Source organism: Streptomyces sp. NPDC003034 (genome assembly GCF_053591375.1).
The window spans coordinates 144,445-166,299 of the sequence record NZ_JBSFTS010000002.1; the positions used below are offsets into that span (position 1 = coordinate 144,445).

20 protein-coding genes and 2 tRNA genes are annotated in these 21,855 nt (G+C 73.6%); 12 read left to right on the forward strand and 10 right to left on the reverse strand.

What is annotated here, in order from left to right:
• The first annotated feature begins 13 nt into the window (after positions 1 to 13).
• On the forward strand, positions 14 to 607 hold the full coding sequence (locus tag ACWDX7_RS03065; RefSeq protein ID WP_451488532.1) for a lytic polysaccharide monooxygenase auxiliary activity family 9 protein: 594 nt from the start codon (positions 14 to 16) through the stop codon (positions 605 to 607).
• Positions 608 to 746: 139 nt separating this feature from the next.
• Positions 747 to 820 (forward strand) — tRNA-Lys (locus ACWDX7_RS03070).
• Between the two features lie 86 nt (positions 821 to 906).
• Here ACWDX7_RS03070 and ACWDX7_RS03075 read toward each other — a convergent pair.
• Complete coding sequence (locus ACWDX7_RS03075; protein ID WP_451488531.1) at positions 907 to 1,665, reverse strand: IclR family transcriptional regulator; 759 nt, start codon at positions 1,663 to 1,665, stop codon at positions 907 to 909.
• Between the two features lie 250 nt (positions 1,666 to 1,915).
• Between ACWDX7_RS03075 and ACWDX7_RS03080 the strand changes: the two genes are divergently transcribed.
• Together ACWDX7_RS03080 and ACWDX7_RS03085 are read left to right on the forward strand one after the other, a co-directional pair.
• A complete protein-coding gene (locus tag ACWDX7_RS03080) occupies positions 1,916 to 3,028 on the forward strand; it encodes an LLM class flavin-dependent oxidoreductase (protein ID WP_451488530.1) in 1,113 nt (370 codons plus the stop codon).
• A gap of 265 nt (positions 3,029 to 3,293) precedes the next feature.
• A complete protein-coding gene (locus ACWDX7_RS03085) occupies positions 3,294 to 4,988 on the forward strand; it encodes a glycosyl hydrolase family 18 protein (protein ID WP_451488529.1) in 1,695 nt (564 codons plus the stop codon).
• A gap of 41 nt (positions 4,989 to 5,029) precedes the next feature.
• Here the strand turns inward: ACWDX7_RS03085 and ACWDX7_RS03090 are convergent, their stop codons facing one another.
• Entirely contained in the window at positions 5,030 to 6,910 is a 1,881-nt protein-coding gene (locus tag ACWDX7_RS03090) for a putative bifunctional diguanylate cyclase/phosphodiesterase (RefSeq protein WP_451488528.1), read from the reverse strand.
• 357 nt (positions 6,911 to 7,267) lie between these two features.
• Between ACWDX7_RS03090 and ACWDX7_RS03095 the strand changes: the two genes are divergently transcribed.
• On the forward strand, positions 7,268 to 8,503 hold the full coding sequence (locus tag ACWDX7_RS03095) for a M6 family metalloprotease domain-containing protein (protein ID WP_451488527.1): 1,236 nt from the start codon (positions 7,268 to 7,270) through the stop codon (positions 8,501 to 8,503).
• 65 nt (positions 8,504 to 8,568) lie between these two features.
• Here the strand turns inward: ACWDX7_RS03095 and ACWDX7_RS03100 are convergent.
• From ACWDX7_RS03100 to ACWDX7_RS03125, 6 genes are all read right to left on the reverse strand, one after another.
• A tRNA-Lys gene (locus ACWDX7_RS03100) sits at positions 8,569 to 8,642 on the reverse strand.
• Entirely contained in the window at positions 8,633 to 9,244 is a 612-nt protein-coding gene (locus tag ACWDX7_RS03105) for a bifunctional DNA primase/polymerase (RefSeq protein ID WP_451488526.1), read from the reverse strand. Before ACWDX7_RS03105 ends, ACWDX7_RS03100 begins: the two co-directional genes overlap by 10 nt.
• Before the next feature lie 208 nt (positions 9,245 to 9,452).
• Positions 9,453 to 9,800 (reverse strand): hypothetical protein, encoded by a 348-nt coding sequence (locus ACWDX7_RS03110; protein ID WP_451488525.1) that lies wholly within the window; start codon positions 9,798 to 9,800, stop codon positions 9,453 to 9,455.
• Positions 9,801 to 10,224: 424 nt separating this feature from the next.
• Positions 10,225 to 11,565: an AAA domain-containing protein gene (locus ACWDX7_RS03115; protein WP_451488524.1), complete on the reverse strand. Its 1,341-nt coding sequence runs from the start codon at positions 11,563 to 11,565 to the stop codon at positions 10,225 to 10,227.
• Positions 11,562 to 13,142, reverse strand: a complete 1,581-nt coding sequence (locus tag ACWDX7_RS03120) for a hypothetical protein (RefSeq protein ID WP_451488523.1) — start codon at positions 13,140 to 13,142, stop codon at positions 11,562 to 11,564. The genes ACWDX7_RS03115 and ACWDX7_RS03120 overlap by 4 nt, the downstream gene beginning before the upstream one ends.
• The gene (locus ACWDX7_RS03125; RefSeq protein WP_451488522.1) at positions 13,130 to 14,359 is read right to left on the reverse strand and encodes a hypothetical protein; all 1,230 of its coding nucleotides are present in this window, start codon (positions 14,357 to 14,359) and stop codon (positions 13,130 to 13,132) included. Before ACWDX7_RS03125 ends, ACWDX7_RS03120 begins: the two co-directional genes overlap by 13 nt.
• 170 nt (positions 14,360 to 14,529) lie before the next feature.
• Here ACWDX7_RS03125 and ACWDX7_RS03130 point away from each other — a divergent pair, with 170 nt between their 5' ends.
• Positions 14,530 to 15,126 carry a histidine phosphatase family protein gene (locus ACWDX7_RS03130; RefSeq protein WP_451488521.1) on the forward strand — a complete coding sequence of 199 codons (597 nt, stop codon included), beginning with the start codon at positions 14,530 to 14,532 and terminating at the stop codon, positions 15,124 to 15,126.
• Between the two features lie 99 nt (positions 15,127 to 15,225).
• Positions 15,226 to 15,567 (forward strand): VOC family protein, encoded by a 342-nt coding sequence (locus ACWDX7_RS03135; protein ID WP_451488520.1) that lies wholly within the window; start codon positions 15,226 to 15,228, stop codon positions 15,565 to 15,567.
• Between the two features lie 39 nt (positions 15,568 to 15,606).
• Here ACWDX7_RS03135 and ACWDX7_RS03140 read toward each other — a convergent pair whose 3' ends face one another.
• Positions 15,607 to 16,926 (reverse strand): tetratricopeptide repeat protein, encoded by a 1,320-nt coding sequence (locus tag ACWDX7_RS03140; RefSeq protein ID WP_451488519.1) that lies wholly within the window; start codon positions 16,924 to 16,926, stop codon positions 15,607 to 15,609.
• A 280-nt stretch (positions 16,927 to 17,206) separates the two neighbouring features.
• Between ACWDX7_RS03140 and ACWDX7_RS03145 the strand changes: the two genes are divergently transcribed.
• Both ACWDX7_RS03145 and ACWDX7_RS03150 read left to right on the forward strand, forming a co-directional pair.
• The gene (locus tag ACWDX7_RS03145) at positions 17,207 to 17,644 is read left to right on the forward strand and encodes a hypothetical protein (protein WP_451488518.1); all 438 of its coding nucleotides are present in this window, start codon (positions 17,207 to 17,209) and stop codon (positions 17,642 to 17,644) included.
• Positions 17,645 to 17,661: 17 nt separating this feature from the next.
• Positions 17,662 to 18,564: a spermidine synthase gene (locus tag ACWDX7_RS03150; RefSeq protein WP_451488517.1), complete on the forward strand. Its 903-nt coding sequence runs from the start codon at positions 17,662 to 17,664 to the stop codon at positions 18,562 to 18,564.
• Positions 18,565 to 18,775: 211 nt separating this feature from the next.
• On the opposite strand, the gene ACWDX7_RS03155 is transcribed toward ACWDX7_RS03150, so the two are convergent.
• Entirely contained in the window at positions 18,776 to 19,342 is a 567-nt protein-coding gene (locus ACWDX7_RS03155) for a hypothetical protein (RefSeq protein ID WP_451488516.1), read from the reverse strand.
• Positions 19,343 to 19,420: 78 nt separating this feature from the next.
• Between ACWDX7_RS03155 and ACWDX7_RS03160 the strand changes: the two genes are divergently transcribed.
• From ACWDX7_RS03160 to ACWDX7_RS03170, 3 genes are all read left to right on the forward strand, one after another.
• A complete protein-coding gene (locus ACWDX7_RS03160; protein ID WP_451488515.1) occupies positions 19,421 to 20,107 on the forward strand; it encodes a response regulator transcription factor in 687 nt (228 codons plus the stop codon).
• Positions 20,104 to 21,510, forward strand: coding sequence for a sensor histidine kinase (locus ACWDX7_RS03165; protein WP_451488514.1), 1,407 nt, complete (start codon positions 20,104 to 20,106; stop codon positions 21,508 to 21,510). The genes ACWDX7_RS03160 and ACWDX7_RS03165 overlap by 4 nt, the downstream gene beginning before the upstream one ends.
• A gap of 180 nt (positions 21,511 to 21,690) precedes the next feature.
• Positions 21,691 to 21,855 (forward strand): DUF5993 family protein, encoded by a 165-nt coding sequence (locus ACWDX7_RS03170; protein ID WP_451488513.1) that lies wholly within the window; start codon positions 21,691 to 21,693, stop codon positions 21,853 to 21,855.

Consider the following 21,855-nt stretch of genomic DNA (forward strand, 5'->3'; position numbering starts at 1 on the left):
GCGTCGCTTCCGCATGCCCGGACGAGCCGGCGCCGCCGCGCTCGGTCTCGGTGTCGTCGCCGGTATCACCCTCCTCGGCGCCCCCGCCGCGAGCGGTCACGGCTACACCGACACCCCCATCAGCCGCCAGAAGCTCTGCGCCAACAAGACCGTCCCCAACTGCGGCCAGATCCAGTGGGAACCGCAGAGCGTCGAGGGCCTCAAGGGCTTCCCGGCCGCCGGCCCCGCCGACGGCAGGATATGCGCCGGTGGAAACGCCCAGTTCGCGGAGCTCGACAACCCGCGCGGCGGCGCCTGGCCCGCCACCAAGGTGACCAGCGGCCAGAGCTACGGCTTCCGGTGGCAGTTCACCGCCAACCACTCCACCACCGACTTCAGGTACTACGTCACCCGCGACGGCTGGGACCCCAGCAAGCCGCTGACCCGGGCCTCGCTCGAATCCCAGCCCTTCCTCACGGTCGCCTACAACGGCGCCCGCCCCGCCATGACCACCGTCCACCAAGGCGCCCTGCCCGGCGGCAAGGCCGGCCGGCATCTGATCCTGGCGGTCTGGACGGTCAACGACACGGCGAACGCCTTCTACGCCTGCTCCGACGTCCAATTCTGACCGGCACCGGCGGAGCTGCGGCGGTACCCGGCGAGCGGGAGGTCTCGCCGGGTACCGCCGTGCCCTCCCGTACCTGCCGTACCTGCCGGTAATGGTTTTGAGCACTCCTGCGGAGCAGGTAGTATTTTCTTGTCAGCAGGCGCCGCTAGCTCAGTTGGTTAGAGCAGCTGACTCTTAATCAGCGGGTCCGGGGTTCGAGTCCCTGGCGGCGCACCTGTCCTTCGGGCGGTTTCCGGTTCACCGGAAACCGCCCGAAGTGTTTCCGGGCCCGACGGGCTCACGTCAGGCGGCCCTGGACCTCACAGCGTGAGCGACAGCAGCAACGGCGCGGCCTTGCGGTTCAGCGTGTCCGCCGCGGCCCGCAGCCGGTGCGCGTGCTCGACCGGCAGCGACAGGGCCAGGCAGCCCACCGAGGCTCCGGCGGTGATCGGGACCGCCGCGCAGACCGTGCCCACGGCGTACTCCTGGAGGTCCAGCACGGGCACCGTGGCGGGCTGGCTGTCCAGCCGGGAGAAGAGGATCCGCTCGTTGACGATGGTCTTCGAGGTGAGCCGGGCGATCTTGTGCCGGGACAGGTGGTCGCGCCGCCCGTTCTGGTCGAGCTGGGTCAGCAGGCACTTGCCGACCGCGCTGGCGTGCGCGGCGGAGCGGAAGTCCACCCACTCGTGCACCTTCGGGGTGCGCGGGCTGTCCGCGAACTGCGTGATCCTGACCTCACCGTCCACGTACCGGCTGATGTAGACCGCCGCGCCGACCGAGTCCCGGAGGCGGTCCAGGGTCTCCTGGAGCTTGTCCGTCAGAGCCTGCTGGCGGTTGATGCCGGAGCCGAGCAGGACGAGGGAGTCCCCTATGGCGTAGGCGCCGTCGGACACCTGCAGTACATATCCCTCCCGGCGCAGCATGAGCAGCATCGGGCTGAGATGGACTGCGGGCAGGCCGGTCTCACGCGCGATCTGTACGTCGGTCACACCGCCGGTGTGCCGTGCGATCGTTTCGAGTACGCGTAGTGCGTACTGCACCGAGTGGAACGGCGCGGTCGGCTCGGGCTTCAGCGCCACGGTTTCCCCCTAGCAGGTTGTTACCGCTTGCCCTACCACGATAGCCATCAAGAGGCCCATGTGGAGCGTCTGTTGAGGAGATTGATGGCTCAATCAAGCCCCTCTGCCTGGATCTATCCACCTGGCATATGCCATGGTCATGCCCACTGCCCAAGTGTGCCGGGGAATGCCCCGCCGCCGCCCATGGTTCGAATTCTTCGTACGGTTCCCTGCGGAGCCGTACCCATGGTGGAGCGAGACGGGAGCGACGATGAGTGACAGCGGGGACGCACATCGACAGGAGGGCCGCGACGCGATCCGCGGCACGGCGCGGGGCCGGGCGCCCGTACCGCTCTCCGTCCTCGACCTCGCCACCGTCGGCGCCGGCAGCACCGCCTACGACGCCTTGCGTACCAGCGTGGCCATCGCCCGGCTCGCCGAGTCCCGGGGCTACCACCGCCACTGGGTCGCCGAGCACCACTCCATGCCCGGGGTCGCCAGCTCCTCCCCGGCCGTGATCCTGGCGCACCTCGCCGCGCACACCTCCCGCATCCGGCTCGGCTCCGGCGGGGTCATGCTGCCCAATCACGCCCCGCTCGCCATCGCCGAGCAGTTCGGCACGCTGGAAGCACTCGCCCCGGGGCGGATCGACCTCGGGCTGGGCCGGGCGCCCGGCACCGACGGCCGCACGGCCGCCGCGCTGCGCGGGCCCGGGCGGCTGGACGAGGCCGCGGACGAGTTCCCCAGGCGGCTCGCCGAGCTCACCCGCTTCCTCGACGACGACTTTCCCGACGGGCACCCCTACGCCCGCGTCCACGCCGTACCCGGGCCGGTGCAGGGCCCCGCCGGGCGGCCGCCGCTGTGGCTGCTCGGGTCCTCCGGCTTCAGCGCCCGCCTCGCCGGCGAACTGGGCCTGCCCTTCGCCTACGCCCACCACTTCTCGGCGGCCGGCACCCTGCCCGCGCTCGACCTCTACCGGCAGGCCTTCCGGCCGTCGGCGGTCCTGGACGCCCCGTACGCCGTCATCGGGGTCTCCGCCCTGGCCGCCGACACCGAGGAGCGGGCCCGCGCCCAGGCGCTCACCGGCGCCCTGGCGATGCTGCGGCTGCGCGGCGGGCGGCCGGGGCTGGTGCCGACGCCCGAGGAGGCGGCGGCGTACCCGTTCTCCGCCGCGGAACGGGAGTTCGTGGACGGCTGGCTCGCGAACATCGTCCACGGCACGCCCGACGAGGTGCGCTCCGGACTGGACGACCTCGTCCGGCGGACGGGGGCCGACGAGCTGATGCTGACCGCCAGCGCGCACAGCGGCGAGGCCCGGTCGCGCTCGTACGAGCTCATCGCAGATGCGTACGCGATGCCGGTGCGCGAGCCCGTAGCTGATTGACCGTAGGCGAAGGGAGTTCGGCTGGTCTGTTGCCGAAACCTTGCGCAGGGGTTGCCTGAGGCTTCCTGAAGGGACCCTTAAACCGCTCGTCACCCGGGGTGGCGGGCGGTTTCTGATGTGCTCTCACCTCTCTGACGAGGGGATTTGGCGCGCGAGTGGTCTAGTCCTTCTTTGGTCCAAACCATTGACTCGGGCCTGCGGTGATCGCTATCACTTCTCCCACCCGCACTTGTCGCTCCTCCCTCCCACCCCCCGGAGGCAGTTCATGCACATCCGTAAACCCCTCATCGCGGCCGCCGCCACGGCCGCGCTGGCAGCCGGAGCGCTGGCCTCCTTCGCGGGGCTCGGCACCGCCCGGGCCGCCGACGCCCGGGCCGCCGACGCCCCGGCCACCGCCGCGGCCGGCGGTATCCGCATCGCCTATTACGACCAGTGGAGCGTGTACGGGAACGCCTTCTACCCCAAGCACCTGGACACCCGCGGCATAGCGGGCAAGCTGGACGTCATCAACTATTCCTTCGGCAACATCCACCCCACCCAGCTCACCTGTTTCGAGGCCAACAAGGCGGCGGGCGACGACAACAACCCCAACGCCGGTGACGGCGCGGGTGACGCGTACGCCGACTACCAGAAGTCCTTCAGCGCGGCGGACAGCGTCAGCGGGGTCGCCGACAAGTGGGACCAGCCGATCGTCGGCGTCTTCAACCAGTTCAAGCAGCTGAAGGCCAAGTATCCGCACCTGAAGATCAATATCTCGCTCGGCGGCTGGACGTACTCGAAGTACTTCAGCGACGCGGCGAAGACCGACGCCTCCCGCAAGAAGTTCGTGTCCTCCTGCATCGGCCAGTACATCAAGGGCGATCTGCCGGTCGAGGGCGGCTTCGGCGGCCAGGGCGCCGCCGCCGGGATCTTCGACGGCATCGACATCGACTGGGAGTACCCCGGCTCCTCCGGCGGCCACCTGGGCAACCACTACGCCCCCGAGGACAAGCAGAACTTCACGCTGCTGCTCAAGGAGTTCCGCGAGCAGCTCGACGCCCACGGCCGGGCCAACGGCGGCAAGAAGTACCTGCTGACCTCGGCGCTGCCGGCCGGCCAGGACAAGATCAAGCACATCGAGACGGACAAGATCGGCGCGTACCTCGACTACGCGAACATCATGACCTACGACATGCACGGCGCCTGGGACGGCGACGGGCCGACGTACCACCAGTCCCCGCTGTACCCGTCCGCGGCCGACCCGACCGACCCGATCGAGCCCGGCACCGAGAAGTACAGCATCGACAACGCCATCGACTCCTGGGTCGACGGCAACCCGGCCTACGGGATCGCCGGCGGGTTCCCGGCGGGCAAGCTGACGCTGGGCTACGAGTTCTACTACCGCGGCTGGAAGGGCATCCCGGCCGGTACCGCGGGCGGCCTCGCCCAGCCCGCGACCGGCGCCTCCGCCGCCCGGCCCCTCAGCCAGCAGCCCGGCATCGCCCACTACAAGGAGCTGGGCGGGACCGTAGACAGCCCGGCGCACACCTTCTGGGACGACCGGGCCAAGGCCTCGTACTTCTACAAGGACGGCGAGTTCTTCACCGGCCTCAACCAGAAGTCCGTCCAGGCCCGGGTCGACTACGGCAAGCAGCGCGGCCTGGCCGGCGCGATGATGTACTCCCTGCTCGGCCTGGACGAGAAGGCCACGCTGCTCAACCAGATCTCGGACGCCCTCGGCGGGACCACGACGCCCCCGACCACGACCCCTCCGACCACGACCCCTCCGACGACGAACCCGCCCACCACTCCTCCCGCGGGCTGCGGTTCAACGCCGGCGTACGTCGCGGGCGCCGTCTACACGGGCGGCAGCGAGGTCTCCCACGCCGGCCGCAAGTGGAAGGCCCAGTGGTGGACGCAGAACGAGACGCCGGGCACCACCGGTGAATGGGGTGTCTGGAAGGACCTCGGCGCCTGCTGATCCCCCCACCCCGCGCCGAGTGACGGACCGCCCCGCACCCCTCACACGAGGGGATGCGGGGCGGACCCGTGGCGCAGGCCGGCGGCGGCCTGGCGGCTGATCATCCCGGCGATCACCTCCGGGGCCACGGCGCGGGAGTACAGCCACCCCTGGCCCGTGTCGCAGCCCACCCGGCGCAGGCGGGCCGCCTGGCCGGCGGTTTCCACGCATTCCGCCGTCACGGTCAGGCCCAGCCGGTGCGCGAGCTGCACCAGGGCCTCGACGATCGTCTCGTCGGCCGGATTGGGGTGCGTGCCCTCCTCGTAACGGAAGCCCCGCACGAAGGAGCCGTCGAGCTTCAGCACCGAGACGGGCAGCCGGCTGAGGTAGGCGAGGTTCGAGTAGCCGGTGCCGAAGTCGTCAATGGCGATCCGCACGCCCATGTCGCTCAGCGCCTGGAGGGCCTGGAGCGGCCGGCCCGCCGAGCCCATCACCGCCGATTCCGTCAGCTCCAGCTGCAGCAGCTGCGGGGCCAGCCCCGTCTCGGCCAGGATTTCCGCGACATCGCGCACGAGGTCCGAGTCCCACACCTGGCGCACCGCGACGTTCACCGACACGAAGACCGGGGAGTCGCTGGGCTGCTCGACCTGCCAGCGCCGCGCCTGCCGGCAGGCGGTCCGCAGGACCCACTGTCCCAACTGGACGATGGAGCCGTCCTCTTCCGCGATCCCGATGAACCGATTCGGCGTCAGCGTGCCGAACTGCGGGTGGTTCCAGCGCACCAGGGCCTCCACCCCGCGCACCGTCCCGCTCTCCAGCTCCACCAGCGGCTGGTACTCCAGCGCGAATTCCCCCCGCTCCACGGCGGGCCGCAGCGTGGAGGAGAGCGCCTGCCGGGTCATGCGGTGCGCGTTGCGCTCCGGGTCGAAGAGGGTCCAGCGGGCCTTGCCGTCCGCCTTCGCCCAGTACAGGGTGGTGTCGGCGGCCTGCATCAGCCCGGTCGCCGAGGTCCCGGCCGCCGCCCGTTCCACCACCCCGATGGAGGCGGAGACCGAAAGCCGCTGCCCGGCCAGGTCGAAGGGCTCCTGTACGCAGGCCAGCACGCTCCGCGCCAGGTCCGCGAGCTGCTCCGTCCCGGTGGAGTCCTCGACCAGCAGTGCGAACTCGTCGCCGCCCAGGCGCGCCACCAGATGCCCGCCGGTCCGCCCGTAGCCGCTCTGGTCGGCGCACTGGGTGAGCCGGGCCGCGACGGCGGCCAGCAGCCGGTCGCCGACCCGGTGGCCCAGGGTGTCGTTGACCGCCTTGAAGCCGTCCAGGTCCAGGTAGCACAGCCCGATCCGGCCGGTGCCGCCGTGCTCGTACGAGGATGCCTCCAGGGCGGCCGAGAGCCGCTCGAAGAACAGCGCGCGGTTGGGCAGCCGGGTGACCGGGTCGTGCATCTGGAGGTGCCGCAGCCGCGCCTGGAGGTCCCGCCGGTCGCTGATGTCCGCGACCGACAGCAGCACGTCGCGGGTGCCCGGTACGGGGCCCAGGGTGACCTCGGTCCACAGGGAGTGCCCGTCGGGGTGTTTGAGGCGGCGGGTGCAGCGCAGCCGGGCCTGCCGCCCGCGCAGCACCTCCTGGTACGCGCCCCACGTACGGGCTTCCGCCGCCAGGTCCACCAGGTCGGCGGCGCACTGCCGGGCGAGCGCCTGCGGCTCGGTGCCCAGCAGCCCGGCGAGGGCCTGGTTGGCGGTGACGACATAGCCTTCGCGGTCGACGACGGCCATGGCGAGGTGGGCCGCGTTGAAGGCGGCCCGGTAGTCGTTCTGTTCGGCCCCGGTGCGGGGAAGCGCCGGGCCGACCGATGCCGACGGGGCTGCCGACAGTGCTGGGTGACGTTCCGTAATGGCCGATCGGATGCTGTCGGCCGCCGAACCGGTTCCCTCTGAGGTTCCGCTCACCGTTGGCTCCCGCAGTGCTCGTGAGTGTCCGTGCAGGAAAGTGTGTCGATCATAGAGGCTGCCGGGAGGCCCCATCCAGCGGCGTCGCCGGGCGGGCGGCGGTAGTTCAGCGGGATGACGGCGAGATGACGGATCGTCGGCCGGGTGGCGGGCGATCGTTTCTGCGCGGCTTTGAGCATCAGGAAGCGCCCACTGACCTCACCTGATCGGTCGTGACGTTCTGTAGGGAGGTGCGTGAAGTCCGGGGGTCACCGGCTTGCCGCGCCGCTCACTCGTGTGGGGCAGCGGAACAGGGCATTAGTAAGACAATCGCCTCAAGGTGGTCGAAAGGGCAGAAATCCACCACCGGAGGTCGATGTGCCGCGACAGGAGACACCCGGGGGAGTGGACCGCTCCCCCCTGCTCAGCACGGCGGCGGCGCTGACCTCCCTGACGGCGCTCGCCGCCATGTCGCTCGTCGCGGGGCCGGCGGTGGCCGACTCGGGGGCCGGACCCTGCGCGCTGTCCCGCACGACGGCGCACCACTCCCTCGGCCTGGACACCTGGAACCGGGCCTACCCCAGACCCGAGCGCACCCTCGACGCGGTCATGGTCTTCCTCTCCTTCCCCGACCACCGGCCCACCCTCACCCCGCAGGAGCTGACCGGCGACTACTTCCCCGCCACCAGCGACTTCTTCGAGCGGGCCTCGTACGGGCGCTTCCACCTGGTCCCGCACCCGCAGAAGCGGTGGATCCGGATGCCCAAGCCGTCCACCGCGTACGGCATACAGCGCGACTGGGCCCCCGGGCACCGGGCGGCCTACCTGCGGGACGCGGTCACCACCGCCGACGCGGCGGTCGACTTCCGCAAGTACGACATCGTGTACTTCGTCGCCGACCCGGACGCGCCCGGCGTGGACTCCGACGCCACGAAGGTGGTGAACTTCGACCGCCCGATCATGGCGGACGGCGCCCCGCTGCGGCGGATCGTCACCGTCTTCGAGCAGCACCCGCCGGACCGCAACGTCCTGGCCCACGAGACCGGCCACGTCTTCGACCTGCCCGACCTCTACCACCGGCCGACGGACGGCAAGGGCGACTGGGACACCTACGTCGGGGACTGGGACGTCATGGGCAGCCAGTTCGGCATGGCCCCGGACCTCTTCGCCTGGCACAAGTGGAAGCTGGGCTGGCTCGACGCGTCGCAGGTGGACTGCGTGCAGTCCGGCTCCTCGCTGCACACCCTGCAGCCGCTGGCCAAGACCCCGCCGCGGGGCGGCACCGGCGGGACCCGCCTCGCGGTGGTCCGTACGGGCACCGGGAGCGCGATCGCCATCGAGGCGCGGGGCTCGGCCGGCAACGACGGGGACACCTGTACGGAAGGGGTGCTGGTCTACCGGGTCCGCAACGAGGCCGTGTCGGGCGGCGGACCGATCGAGGTACTGGACGGCCATCCGGGGTCGGAGGCCTGCTGGGACCGCTCGGTGTACCCGCCGCTGGCGGACGCGCCGCTGGAGGTCGGCGAAACGTACACGGTGCCGGGGGAGCGGATCACGATCGAGGTGGCGGACCGGACCCGGTCGGGCGCCTACACGGTCAAGGTCACGACGTAGGGGCCCGGGACCGCGCGGGGAACGCGAAGAAGGCCCCCACTCGCGTGGGGGCCTTCCTCCGTCTGTGCGCCGCCAGGGACTCGAACCCCGGACCCGCTGATTAAGAGTCAGCTGCTCTAACCAACTGAGCTAGCGGCGCTTGCTGACGTCGTAGACATTAGCACCCGGATCGGCGGAAGGAAAAATCGATACCCGCAGGTCCGTGGTGGGGCCGCAGGCACGGGCCGCGCGTACGAAGGCCCACAGCAGGGCGTCCGGCCCGGGGAGCCACGGCGTCCGGGCGTCCGGGGCCACGAGCCAGCGGGACGGTCCGGGCGCGGAGGCCAGCGGCGGCACGGTGACGGCGTCGCCGCGCCCGTGGCACAGGGGCGCCGGGGCGATGCGGGAGCCTCCCCACTCCTCCCACGCCAGCAGGGCGGGAAGGCGGTGGGCGGTGCCGGGCGAGGCGAAGAGGAGGAGCCGGCCGCGGTGGACGGCGACCGGGCCGGAGCCGGGACCCTCGGCCCAGAGCAGGTCCAGGACGCGGCGCCCGAGGACGAGCGGGACGTTGACGACGTCGAAGGCGGTCCCGCAGGGCAGTACGGCCGTCGCGGTGGGGCGGGCCTCCCACAGCGCGAGGGTCGTCCGGGGGTGGGCGGAAGCGGAGGCGAGCCAGGCGGCGCCCTGCGGGGTGACGTGGGTGGCGGGGGCGGTGCGTGCGTCGAGGGTGGGGCAGGCGGGAGCCGTCGTCAGCGTCGTCATGCCTTCAGGTCTACCGCTCGTAATGTTCCGTTCTCGGTGAGTTACCGGAATCCGGGACAGGGCGGGTCCTGCTGCGGTATGTTGCGCCCCGCATATGCCAGCCGGGTGAGCTCGGCGCTGCGCCCTGCCGCTCTTCCCTCCTCTTCCCGTCCCGGCCCGCGCCCCGCGCCGGCCGTGGCCGCCGGGCGGCGGCGGTCACCGCCGAGGGCTACGGGCCTTCGGGGCCCGCGTCGCGTTGCAGGGTTTCGCCGAACTCGATCATCTTGCGGGCATAGTCCTCGGTCCAGTCCGCCTGGTCGGCGATCACCGCCGGCGTGAGGCGGTCGAAGCGGCGCGGATCCGCCAGCTGGGCCGCCGCCAGCGCCTGGAACTCCACCGCCCGCTCCTGCGCCGCCCGGAAGGCGAGGGTCAGCTCGGTGGCGCGGGCCAGCAGCTCACCGGGGTCGTCGATGGACTCCAGATCGAAGAAGTGCTCCGGGTCCGTGGCCGCCTCCGAGGGCTCGAAGAGCAGCGGCGCGGGCCGCAGCCTCCGCTCGGTCCGCTCGGGCTCTGCCATGCGTGTCCTCCTGCTGCGCGTGCGAAATCCTTCCGGGCCACCGTCCATTGTCCAACGCCGCGCAAGGGCACACAGGGCCGGACTGGAACATCCCTACGAGCCGTGGTGCGCACGAGGAGACCGGGAAGCCGAGGGGCGCGGGAGTCGAGCAGGTGCTCGGCCGCCGACCCGGTCACCCTCGCCGTCACCCCCGGACCCGGCCTTTGCGCCCCCGCCGCCGACGCCCCCGCCGCCGACGCCCGCGGCGCGGACGTCACGGCCGCCAGGCGACGCGGTGTTCCGCCAGGTGGGCCAAGGACCGAGTGGTTGGCCTCCCAGCCGTCCGGGCGGTTTCGATGGGCCGCCTCCGGCGGGGGCCGGACTCCGTCCGGCGGATTGTGCGGCGCCGTGCTGATCGCCTGCCGAGCAGGCAAGGGAATGGCGGTCAGGGACGCCAGACCACCCGGTGGTTGGACCAGAAGTCCCACGTGGACATCATCGCCTCCCAGCCGTCCGGGAACTTCACCGTCACGCCCAGCTGGACCGGTTCCGTCGAGGGATGGTCGTCCAGCAGCTCCGCTATGCCCGCCCGGGCCACCACCACGCACGCGTGCCGGTGCCGGGAGGCCAGGACGCACAGCCGGCCCGTCTCCAGGTGGAAGGCCGTGGCGTCCGGGCGCCCCGACAGCGGATGGAGCACCACCGTCAGGTCGTACTCGCGGCCCTGGAGCCGGTTCGCGGTGTCCACCGTCACCCCGCCGACCCCCAGCAGCGTCAGGGCCGCGCGCACCGCTGCCGCCTGGTCGCGGTGGGCGGTGCCGACGGCGATGCGGTCGGCGGTGAGCGGCGCCGGGGTCTCGGAGTGCTCGTCCGAGGTCACCGCCCCCCGGTCCAGAGCGCGGCGGACCACCAGGGCCACCGCCCGGACCGCCTCCGGGTCGGTGCGCGGGGTGTGGCGCGCGGGCAGTTCCAGCAGCCCCCAGCCCGACTCGGCCGCCTCGTCCAGCACCCGGTCGGGGCCCGATCCGTCCGAGGCAACCCCGTACGACAGCCGCCGCTCGCCCGGGCCCGTACCGCTGCGGAACGGCGTGTACGGGTAGAAGGCGCGGGAGACCAGCGGCGCGGCCGTCGCCGGGAGCCGCCAGGAGACGGGCAGCCGGTGCTGCGGCAGCTGCGGGTTGTGGGCCAGCAGGGTGGTCACCGCCGACGCGGAGGGGTCGTACGTCAGGCCCGCCCACTGCTCCGCGCCGACCACGCTGAAGGGGTCCAGCTGGCCCGGGTCGCCCACGAACAGGGCCCGCTCGAACAGGCCGGCCACCGCCAGCAGCGCGTCCGAGCGCATCTGGTACGCCTCGTCCACGATGGCGTGCTCCCACGGCTCGGCGTCCTTGACGTAGGCCCACTTCGCGGCCGTGGAGATGGTGATCGGCAGGTCCGCGAGCTCCCCGGGCTTGGCGGAGAGGGTGACCGAGGGCAGCTCGCGCAGCGCGGGATCGAAGGCCTCGCCGTCGCTGCTGTGCAGGCGGCCGACCTTCAGCTCCGGGTCCTTGTCGGCGAGCCGCAGCACCAGGTCGTCCACCTGCGCGTTGGTCTGCGCGACCACCATCAGGCGGCGCCCGGCCGCGGCCAGCTCGCGGGCCGCCCGGACGACGAGCGTGGACTTGCCCGCTCCGGGCGGGGAGTCCACGACGACACCGCGCTCGCCGCCGTGGAGGGTGTCGTGCAGGATGGCGGCGGTCGCCCGTGCGGCCGCCGCGCCCGGATCGAAGGAGGCGGTCGCGGTCACAGGATGTCCTCGTCGGTCACGGTGTCGGGGCGGGTCCCGGCGGCCGAGCCCGGCGGGCCGCCGTGCGTCCACGGGGTCTGCTCCGGGTCCGGGAGCTTCGGGCCGCCGCGGGCGTCGTGCTCGAAGAGCGTCCAGCAGACGCGCTCGCCCTTCTCGGGCACCGAGCCGGGCTCCGGTTCCCGGCCGCGGCCCATCTTGTCCAGCAGCCGCAGCACGAGCCGCCCGTCGTCTTCGTACCGGACGAACCGGGCGGACTGCGGGCGCCCGTCCAGCGAGCGGAAGACCTTCGCGCCGCTGCCGTCCGCGAGCTGCGGACGGTCCTCGGTGGCCACCGTCACCAGCGGGCGCGGACTCGGCCGTTTCGACTCGGTCCATTCCATCACCACCTCGGTGACCTCGCCCGCGAAGGCCTCGCCCGCCAGACGCCGGCCGGCCATCACGAGCGGGTCGTCCAGCGCCTCCTGGGCGTCGAGCCGCACCTGCTCGGTCTCGCGCGTGGCGAGCTTCTGGGCCGCCGTCACCGCGTCGTCGCGGCGGGGCTGCGGAGGCTCGCCCGCCCGTACGCGGTCCCGGTGGCCGGTGTACGACCAGCGGTCGCGGGTCCAGCGCTCCTCGGCGTACTCGCCCGGGGGCAGCGCGCGCAGCAGGTCGAGCGCCTCCCAGGTCTGGCGCCAGGCGCCCCGCATCTGGGGTACGACGGCGTCGCGGACGGCCTGCTCGGCCTCCCGCAGGGCGCGGTCGCCGGCCTCGGGGCGGGCTGACGCGGCCGACCGGGCGGCGTCGTAGCGGGCGATCGCGGGCGCCAGCGCCTTGTTGTCGAAGGCCGGGTCGGTGGCCGGGCCGGCCGGCGGGCACAGCAGGAGGCCGTCCTGGTCGCGGCCCAGCTCCGCCCGGCGGGCCGCCTGCGCGCCCGAGGCGCCGGCGGGCGGATCGATCCAGGCCAGCAGGGCGCCCAGGTGCTGGTCCTCCAGATTGCTCTGGCCGGTGGCCCAGTGCCGGGACAGCAGATCCGTCGCCGACACCAGCATCGAGGACCCGGGCACCCGGGAGCGCTCGGCGAGGTGCGTGAACCAGCGCCCCAGCATCGGCACCCGCGCGGGCGCCGGATGCGGATGGTCCGGATCCTCCTCCGCGGTGCGCCGGAACCGCATCGACCGCCCCAGCAGCCGCACGTACTCGATGCCCGCCCGGCTCGGCACGATCAGCTGCGGCGCGTCCCGGCACAGCTCCGTCTCGACCTTGACCTTCTTGCCCGTCTCGGGATCGGTCTCGCTGCGCTCGGCCGGCTCCACGGCGTCCGCGTACGAGTCGATGTAGCCGAGCACCTCGGCCGCCAGCTCCGCCAGGAACTGCCAGCGCAGGTCCCGGTCGCGGGGCTGCGGTACGACGAAGACCCGCGGCTCGTGCCGGTCGGTGCCGACCATGGCGCCCAGCGGAGCACCGGCCTCACCGGCCGTGGTGAGCGGTACGAAGACCATCGGGCGGGGGCTGAGGTGGCGATGGCGTACGGTCGCGAGCGGCTGGGCGCGGCCCGCGCGGACGGCCTCCAGCCGGGCCAGCGTGCTCAGCAGGGGCATGCGGGGGTCTCCGGACGCTGGTACGGCAGGCGGGCGGCGGCGAGCTCCAGCGCCTCCGCGCGCAAGCGGGCCGCGTGGTGCAGGGCCTCGGCGGTGGGATCGCCGGCGGGACCCGAGCCGGCGGCCGCCGCGAGGGCTCCCCCGACGGTGGTCAGCGCGCCCAGCTCACCCCGTACCGAACGGCCCAGCGCGGTCACCTCGCCGGCGGCGCGGGCCCGGTCCCGGCAGTGGAAGGCCAGCTCGCAGGCGGCCAGGCATTCGGGGGCGTAGGCGGCGTCCAGCGCGGACACCGCTTCGGTCAGCTCCTCGGCGGGGCGGGCCGGGTCAAAGCCGAGCCCCTCGGGGAGCGCCGCGGCCAGCTCCTCGACCCCGGTCAGCCGCTCCAGCTGCCGCACGGTCACGGCGCGCTCGCGGCGGATGTCGACGGGGGAGGCGGTGGGCAGGTTGGAGAAGTCCTTGGGGCACACCAGCAGCACGCGGTGCCCGACCCGGGCGCCGTCCAGCTTCTCGGCGGTCTTCTCCAGGGCCAGCACGTAGACGGCGGCCTGCCGGGCGGCGGAGCCCACCTTCGCGGCGTCGGCGCCGCCGTCGATCATCGGGAACGACTTGATCTCCACGACGGTCCAGCGGCCGTCGGGATGCACGACGACGGCGTCCGGCTCCAGGTACGCGGGTGAGCCGGCCACCTCCAGCGCCAGCATCGGGTGGTCCAGCAGCGTCCAGGCGCCGACGGCGCGCCCGGCGGCGGTGGCTTCGCGCAGGGCCAGCGCGGTGCGGGCGGCGCGGCCCTCGGGCCCGGCGGCGGCGAGGTCGGGGACGCGGGCGCCGGGCCCGGGCGGCTCGGCTCCGGCGCCGAGGTGTTCGTGGACCAGCCGCAGCAGCTCCGCCCCGCCGTCGCCCTTGACCTTGGCCTCGAAGGAGTTGCCGCGGACGATGGCGAACTGGGACTGCCCGAAGGGGGCGGGCGAGCCGAGGGCCGAGGCGAGCGCGGACTTGTCCACCCCGGCGCCGTCGAGCAGGGCGCGTCGGTCGCAGCCGGGGTTGGCGGCGAGCGCGGCGAGCGCCCGGGCGTCGAGCGGCCGGGGCGGTACGGCGGGACCGCGCAGATCCGCGAGCCGCTGGCGCAGCGTCGTCGTCCGCGGGGTCGGCAGCGGAGTCGGCAGCGGAGTCGGCGGCGCGGTCCCCCGGGGAGGGCCGCTGGGCGGGTAGGAGCTCACCGCGGCAGTCTCCCATCCGCCACTGACAATCGTGGACGGACCGCGGAAACCGGCTCCTCGCTGCCCTGGAGGGACGCGGGAGCTTTCCGGGCGTTCATGTGATGGATGATGGTCGGACGACGGAATCACCGTAAAGCGCGCGGGATTCTCATGGACCGGGAGAGATTCACATGGCCCCCCGCATCCTGCTGGCCCGCCACGGCCAGACGGCGTGGTCCCAGCTCGGCAAGCACACCGGACGCACGGACGTGCCCCTGCTGGAGGAGGGCAAGCGCGGCGCGAAGCTGCTCGGCGACCGGCTGGCCCGCGACCCGTGGAAGGGCCTGCGGGGCACGGAGGTCCGCACCAGCCCGCTGGTCCGCGCGAGCGAGAGCTGCGACCTGGCCGGCTTCGGCGCCCGGGCGGAGCCGTGGGACGCGCTGATGGAATGGGACTACGGCGACTACGAGGGCATGACCCCGGCCGAGATCCAGGCGGTCCGCCCCGGCTGGCTCATCTGGCGCGACGGCGTCCCGGGCGGCGAGTCCGTGGCCGATGTCGCGGCGCGCGCCGACGAGGTGGTCGGCTGGGCCCGCTCGGCCGAGCGCGACGTCCTCGTCTTCGCCCACGGGCACATCCTGCGCACCCTGGCGGCCCGCTGGCTCGGCTTCGAGGCCTCCTTCGGCGCCCGCATCCGTCTGGAGCCGACCTCCCTCTCGGTCCTCGGGTGGGCCTACGGTGCGCCCGCGCTGGAGCGCTGGAACGACACGGGACACCTGGACGCGTAGGCCCGGCCCTGACCGGCACGCACCGGCAAGCACCGGCCCTCGCCAATTCCTCTAGTGCGGGGGCGAGTCGAGTGCCGAGCCGGTTGGGAGGATGAGGGCATGACGATTACTTCCGTGGTGCTGCGGCGACGTGTGGCCGAACTGGGCCCGGCGCTGGACTTCTACGTACGGCTCACCGGTCAGCCGGCCACCAGGTTCGAGTTCGCCGGGCTCGACCTCGCGAGCGTCGGGCCGTTCTTACTGTTCAGCGGCCCCGACGGGATCGCCGAACGGTTCGCCGGGGTGGCCGCCACGCTCACCGTCGCGGACGTGGAGGCGGCGGTGGCGCACTGCGAGGCCGCCGGCGGCGAGGTGATCGCCGCCCCCACCGCCACGCCCAACGGGCACCGGGCCGTCGTCCGGCACCCGGACGGCGGGGTCTACGAGTACGTCGGCGGCTGACGGCTGACGGCGGGCGGCGGGTTGGGCGCCGTCTCCGGGTCAGCCGGCGGCGTGCCGGGTCAGGAAGGCGCCCACGCGCGGCGAGCGCTGGTGCGGGACCAGGGTGCGGGCGGTCTGCGCGAGCATGGAGCGCACCCGGGTGGACTGCACCTCGTCGAGCAGGTCCAGCACCCGGCCACCGGCCCACGCGGCCTCGTCGGGGGCCCCCGCGTGAGCGAGGTTGCCGGCGAGCTCGGCGGTGTAGAGGGCGACATTCCGGGCGAAGTGCGGTCCCTGGAGGTCCGCGGCGCGGCGCGCGTGCCGGGCCGCGCGGGCATGCTCCCCGAGCACCGCCCAGCACCGCGCCTCCAGAAACTCCAGCTCGGCCTCGCCGAAGAAGGACATCCACTCCGGGTCCGCGCCCGCCTCGCCGCGGGAGAACTCCCGGTGCGCCCGGGTCAGCGCCTCCTCGCAGGCCCTGCGGTCCGCGAGCCCCGCCCAGCCGCCCGCCTCCCGGAGCGCGAGCAGCGACAGCAGCCGCGGGGAACCGAGGGAGCGGGCGGCGCGGATGCCCGCCTGGGCCGCCCGTACCGACTCCCGCGAACGACCGCAGTCCCGGGCGAGGAAGGCCATGTTGCTGAAGGCGTGCGCCTCCAGGCTCGCGTCTCCCGACACCCGGGCCGTCGCCAGGGCCTCCGCGTAGTGCGAGCGGGCGTCCTCGAAGCGCCCGGAGTCGTGGGCCAGCCAGCCGACGGACACGGCCAGTTCACCGGCGCCCGCGTGCAGCCGGTCCTCGGTGGACTGGCGGGTGGCGCCCGCGTCCAGCAGCGCGTAGGCGGTGCGCAGGGGTTCGGCGGCCTTGCGGTACAGGGCGTCGGCCCCGTGCCGGTCGTCCAGCAGCCGGATCTGGCGTACGGCGTCCTCGACGGCGGCGGCTTCGGACTCACCGGCGCGGGAGGGGATGCGGCGGGTGTCACCCAGCAGGGTGAGTGTGAGGGTGAGCGTCGCGGCCGCCACGGTCGCGGAGCCGCCCGCCATGAACGCGCGACGCAGCACGTCGCTCTCCTTGGGACGGGGAGGGTGGGGGAGGGTGGAGAACGGGGCCCGCCGCGCCGCACGGCCGCGGACGGCCTCGCGCGCGGAGAAACCGAGGTCGGCCAGGGTGCGGCCGGGGAACATGTGGAGGAAGACCCGCTCGTAGGCGTAGTTGGGGCAGCGGATCTCGCCGGACTCGACCCGGCCGACGTAACGCGCGTCGCAGGAAACCGTTTCGCCGATCTCCTTCGCCGCCCGGCGCACCAGGGCCGCGAACTCGGCCGGGGAGTGCTGACCGCGCAGCCGCCGGAACGAGGAGTTGGGTGAGTGGGGGGACGCCGCCATGGACGTGGCCTCTCTGGCAAGGAACGCACCGCCGGTGCTGTGACATGTGAAGCTGAGCCCGGCGCGCATGAACGTACCGCCAGCGACAGGGCGTTCATACGGTGTTTGGCTACAAAACGGATATCTCACCCGCGATCCGCCATGAACTGCCATCCTTTGCAGCGTCTTGCCGCCGCACCTGTTGACGTTCCCGTGCGTTGAACCCATGCGGAGTGGGAGGCGACTGACCGCTCCCGGCTCGTACGCGGATCGAGGAGGGGTTCCCTTGGTGGAGGCCGGCATGGAGAGCACTGGAATCGGCACCGCACCCCCCTCGCCGCCCGCACCCGGGGCGCTCCCCGCACCCGGCCCGACCCCGATCGACGCGCCGGACCTGGTCACCGTGCCGACCCGGCAGGGCCTGGAGGCAGTGGACATCATCCGCCGCGCCGCCAGCCAGGCCGGCGGCGTGGGCCCCGTTCTGCACGACGGGTCCGGCGACACCCTCGGTTTCCTCGTCCCGCCCGGCACGGCCGACGCCTGGGACCTGCCGGGCAGCGCCTGTACGCAGACCAACGGGCGCGGAATGCGCTTCGGCGAGGCCGCCGCCCCCACCCCGGGCGGTACGGGCTGGCTGCTCCCGCCGGACGCGGTGGAGCCCGTCACCGACCCGGAGGTGTTGCGCGCGGCGCTCGGTGAGGCGGCCCGGCTGATCGAGGCGGCCGACAACTGCCGCTGACCGGTCACAATGGGACCGTGGCAGGCAAGGACAGAGTCAGGGACCGGGACACGGGCAGGGGCAGGGGCGGGCAGCGCGGACGCGGCGGCGCCGAAGCGGTCGTCGGGCAGGTGAGCGGCGGCCGGGCGGAGCTCGCGCCCGACCGCGAGCGCTCGGCGGCCTGGACGCTGCTCGTCGACGGGGCCCCGCAGTCACATGTGGACCTCGACGATCCGGGATACCTGGACTTCGCCTACCAGCGGCGGATCGGACACTTGATCGACCTCGTCGCGCCCGCCCGGCAGCCCCTCAACGTGGTGCACCTGGGCGGCGGCGCCTTCACCCTCGCCCGCTACACGGCCGCCTCCCGCCCCCGCTCCACCCAGCAGATCGTGGAGATCGACGCCGCTCTGGTCGCCTTCGTACGCGAACACCTGCCGCTGGATCCCCAGGCGCGGGTCCGGGTCCGGGCGGTGGACGCGCGGGCGGGCCTGGCGAAGGTGCCGGACGGCTGGGCGGACCTGGTGATCGCGGACGTGTTCAGCGGCGCGCGCACCCCGGCGCACCTGACGAGCACCGAGTTCCTGGACGACGTACGCCGCGCCCTCGCGCCCACCGGGTGGTACGTCGCCAACCTCGCCGACGGGCCGCCGCTCACCCACCTGCGCGGGCAGATCGCGACGGCCGCGTCCCGGTTCGCGGAGCTGGCCTTGGCGGCCGATCCCGTGGTGTGGCGGGGGAAACGTTTCGGCAACGCGGTCCTGGTGGCCGCGGACCGGGAACTGCCCGTCGCGGAGTTCACCCGGCGCGTGGCGAGCGACCCGCATCCCGGCCGGGTCGAGCACGGCCGCGCCCTGGCGGCGTTCACGGGCGGCGCGGCCCCGGTGGCCGACGCCTCCGCGGTGGCCTCACCGCTGCCGCCGCCCTCGGTCTTCCACTAGGCCTGTCCGGGCGATCTCCGCGGGCCCGTGCTGCCCGGCACGGCGCCTCTCCCCCAGCTACCGCTGGGAGGGGCCCCCGGGTTGTCGGAGCGCGCGAGTACGGCCACGTACGAGCTGCGCCCCTTCGCCTTGCGATGCACCGCACCAGACAACGCGGCCCGATCCACGAAGATCGCCTGGACAGGACTCAGGTGGAGGGGAAGGGACACGCTCACGGGTCGACGATCTCCACCCTCGGCGGGTGGTCGTGCCAGGTGCAGAAGACCGACACCTCGCGGTCGTCACGGGTGAAGGTGACCCGGATCCACGTGTCCAGCTTCCACACCTGCATCCGCCAGCCGGCCGCCGGCGTCGCGGACACCAGCTCGGCCGAGGACTCCCCGAGGTCGAAGACGACCCGGCCGCCCGAGACGGGGTAGGCCTTCACCCGGCCCGCGTCCTCGCCGCCCGCCTGCGCCGAGGGGCGCGCGCCGGGCGCGGCCTTCCCGGAGGCCTTGGGCGGGGACGGAGCGGCGGGGGACGGTGTGACGGACGCCGGAGCCGAGGCCGCCGCGGGTGCGACGGGCGAGGGCGACGGCGAGGGCGAACCGGGCTCCGTGGGCTCCCCGGTGCGGTCCCCGTGCGTCGAGGAGGACAGCGGCTGCGTGGTGAGCGGAACCGCGAGCGGCGGATCGTAGGCGGTGCCCGACATGACGGTGTGCACGCCCCACCACGACAGCGTCACCGCGGCCCCGGTCGCCAGCGTCCAAGCCATGGCGTGTATCAGTCCTCGTCGCATCAGGGGCCATACTGCACCACCCGCCGCCGATGCGGCCCGACGCCTCCCGGGTCCCCCGAATGGGCTACGGTGCGGGCCATGGCAAGTGTGCTCGTGGTCGAGGACGACCAGTTCGTACGTTCCGCCCTCATCCGGCACCTGACCGAGGCCTCGCACATCGTGCGCAGCGTCGGCACGGCCCTGGAGGCCCTGCGCGAAGTCGCCCACCACCGCTTCGACGTGGTCATCCTCGACCTGGGCCTGCCGGACCTGGACGGTTCCGAGGCGCTCAAGATGCTGCGCGGCATCACCGACGTACCCGTGATCATCGCGACCGCGCGCGACGACGAGGCGGAGATCGTCCGGCTGCTCAACGACGGAGCCGACGACTACCTGACCAAGCCCTTCTCCGTGGAGCACCTCTCCGCCCGGATGGCCGCCGTCCTGCGCCGCTCCCAGGCGGCCGCCGCCGAACCGCCCTCGCGCGTCCTGCGCGTCGGCGGGCTGGCGATCGACCCGCTGCGCCGCCAGGCCGAGCTCGACGGGACGGTACTGGACCTCACCCGGCGCGAGTTCGACCTGCTGGCCTTCCTCGCCGGACGGCCCGGGGTGGTCGTGGCCCGGCGCGAACTGCTCGCCGAGGTCTGGCAGCAGGCGTACGGCGACGACCAGACCATCGACGTGCACCTGTCCTGGCTGCGCCGCAAGCTCGGCGAGACGGCGGCCAGCCCGCGCTACCTGCACACGCTGCGGGGTGTGGGAGTCAAGCTGGAGCCGCCGCTGTGAGGTGGGCGCTCGTCAAGGTGTGCCTCGCGGTCACGGCCATGGTGGTCGTGGCCTTCGCCGTACCGCTCGGGCTCGTCGTCCAGGAGATGGCCAGCGACCGGGCCTTCTCCAACGCCGAGCGGCAGGCCGCCACCATCGGGCCGACGCTGTCCATCACCACCGACCCGGTGCAGCTGCGCCGGGCGGTGGAGTCCACGCAGATGGGCGCGGCCCGGCGGATGGCCGTCCACCTGCCCGCCATCGGCGACAGCCCGCACGTGGACATCGGGGACGGCTGGGCGGGCGAACACGCCGTGGCGCAGACCCGGCGGATCGGGCGGGCCACGACGGCCTCGGTGGCGGGCGGGGGTTCCGCCCTGCTCCAGCCGACCGCACTCGGGTCGGGCGATATCGCGGTGGTGGAGATCTTCGTACCGGAGAGCGAGGTCAGCAATGGCGTCGCGACGGCCTGGCTGGTCCTCGCGGGCGTCGGGCTGGCGCTCATCGTGGGCTCCGTGGCGGTCGCCGACCGGCTCGGCGCCCGGCTGGTCCGCCCGGCCGAGCGGCTCGCGGACGCGGCGCACCAGCTGGGCGAAGGCCGGCTGGGGGCGCGGGTGCCGGCGGACGGGCCGAAGGAACTGCGCTCGGCGGCCGTCGCCTTCAACGCGATGGCCGACCAGGTGGTGGAACTCCTCGCCAATGAACGCGAACTGGCCGCCGACCTCTCGCACCGGCTGCGGACGCCGCTGACGGTGCTGCGGCTCAACGCGGCCTCCCTCGGGGACGGGCCGGCGGCCGAGCAGACCCGGGAGGCGGTCGAGCAACTGGAGCGCGAGGTCGACACGATCATCCGTACGGCCCGTGAGCAGCGCCCGGCCACCGGCCTGGTCGGCGCGGGCGCGGGCGCGGGCTGCGACGCCTCGGAGGTGATCCGCGACCGGATGGCCTTCTGGTCGGCGCTGGCGGAGGACGAGGGCCGCGAGGTGCGGCTCGCGGGGGTGGACCGTACGGTACGGATCCCCGTGGCGCGGCCCGAGCTCGCGGCCGCCCTCGACGCCCTGCTCGGCAACGTCTTCCGGCACACCCCCGAGGGCACGCCCTTCGCGGTGGACGTCCACGACGCGTCGGACGCGGTCATCGTGCTCGTCTCGGACGCGGGGCCGGGCATCGCGGACCCGGATGCCGCCCTGCGGCGCGGCAACGACGGCGGCCGCGACGGCTCGACGGGCCTCGGCCTCGACATCGTGCGGCGGGTCGCGGAATCGACGGGCGGTGACGTGCGGCTGGGCCGCTCGGTGCTCGGCGGGACCGAGGTCCGGGTGTGGATCGCGCTGGACGGGCGGACGCGCGGCGAGGCGGGAGGAGTGCGGGGCCGCAGGGGGCGGCGCAAGCGGCGCGGCGACCGGGGTGAGGGGCGGGGATGAGGGGCGGGGATGAGGGCGCCCGGGCGGGAGGGGCGGGGATGAGGGCGCCCGGGCGTGAGGGGTCGGGCGTGGTGGGCCCGAAGTGAGGGGTCGGGCGAGGCGTCGCCGGGGCGCGGCAACCGACGTACGCGGGGGCGCGCCTAGCAGCCGGTATGTCCCCGCGTCGATACGGTCCGCGGCATGGACACCCTCATCTTCGGCGGGCTCCTCGCCACGCTGATCGCCATGTACCGGGAGTCGTCCCGGACGGTCGTGCTCGGGGCGTGGTGGGTCATGCTGATCGCCGTGATCCTGCTGATGGCCCACCACATCACCAGCGGCCTCGCCCTGAACCTGAGCTACTGA

Excerpts from the sequence above, each read along its gene's own strand:
- ACWDX7_RS03065 (WP_451488532.1), top strand. The coding sequence starts at position 14 with ATGCCCGGACGAGCCGGCGCCGCCGCGCTCGGTCTCGGTGTCGTCGCC.
- ACWDX7_RS03080 (WP_451488530.1), top strand. The coding sequence starts at position 1,916 with ATGAGTGACAGCGGGGACGCACATCGACAGGAGGGCCGCGACGCGATC.
- ACWDX7_RS03085 (WP_451488529.1), top strand. The coding sequence starts at position 3,294 with ATGCACATCCGTAAACCCCTCATCGCGGCCGCCGCCACGGCCGCGCTG.
- ACWDX7_RS03105 (WP_451488526.1), bottom strand. The coding sequence starts at position 9,244 with ATGACGACGCTGACGACGGCTCCCGCCTGCCCCACCCTCGACGCACGC.
- ACWDX7_RS03110 (WP_451488525.1), bottom strand. The coding sequence starts at position 9,800 with ATGGCAGAGCCCGAGCGGACCGAGCGGAGGCTGCGGCCCGCGCCGCTG.
- ACWDX7_RS03120 (WP_451488523.1), bottom strand. The coding sequence starts at position 13,142 with ATGCCCCTGCTGAGCACGCTGGCCCGGCTGGAGGCCGTCCGCGCGGGC.
- ACWDX7_RS03130 (WP_451488521.1), top strand. The coding sequence starts at position 14,530 with ATGGCCCCCCGCATCCTGCTGGCCCGCCACGGCCAGACGGCGTGGTCC.
- ACWDX7_RS03135 (WP_451488520.1), top strand. The coding sequence starts at position 15,226 with ATGACGATTACTTCCGTGGTGCTGCGGCGACGTGTGGCCGAACTGGGC.
- ACWDX7_RS03140 (WP_451488519.1), bottom strand. The coding sequence starts at position 16,926 with ATGGCGGCGTCCCCCCACTCACCCAACTCCTCGTTCCGGCGGCTGCGC.
- ACWDX7_RS03145 (WP_451488518.1), top strand. The coding sequence starts at position 17,207 with ATGGAGAGCACTGGAATCGGCACCGCACCCCCCTCGCCGCCCGCACCC.
- ACWDX7_RS03155 (WP_451488516.1), bottom strand. The coding sequence starts at position 19,342 with ATGCGACGAGGACTGATACACGCCATGGCTTGGACGCTGGCGACCGGG.
- ACWDX7_RS03160 (WP_451488515.1), top strand. The coding sequence starts at position 19,421 with ATGGCAAGTGTGCTCGTGGTCGAGGACGACCAGTTCGTACGTTCCGCC.
- ACWDX7_RS03170 (WP_451488513.1), top strand. The coding sequence starts at position 21,691 with ATGGACACCCTCATCTTCGGCGGGCTCCTCGCCACGCTGATCGCCATG.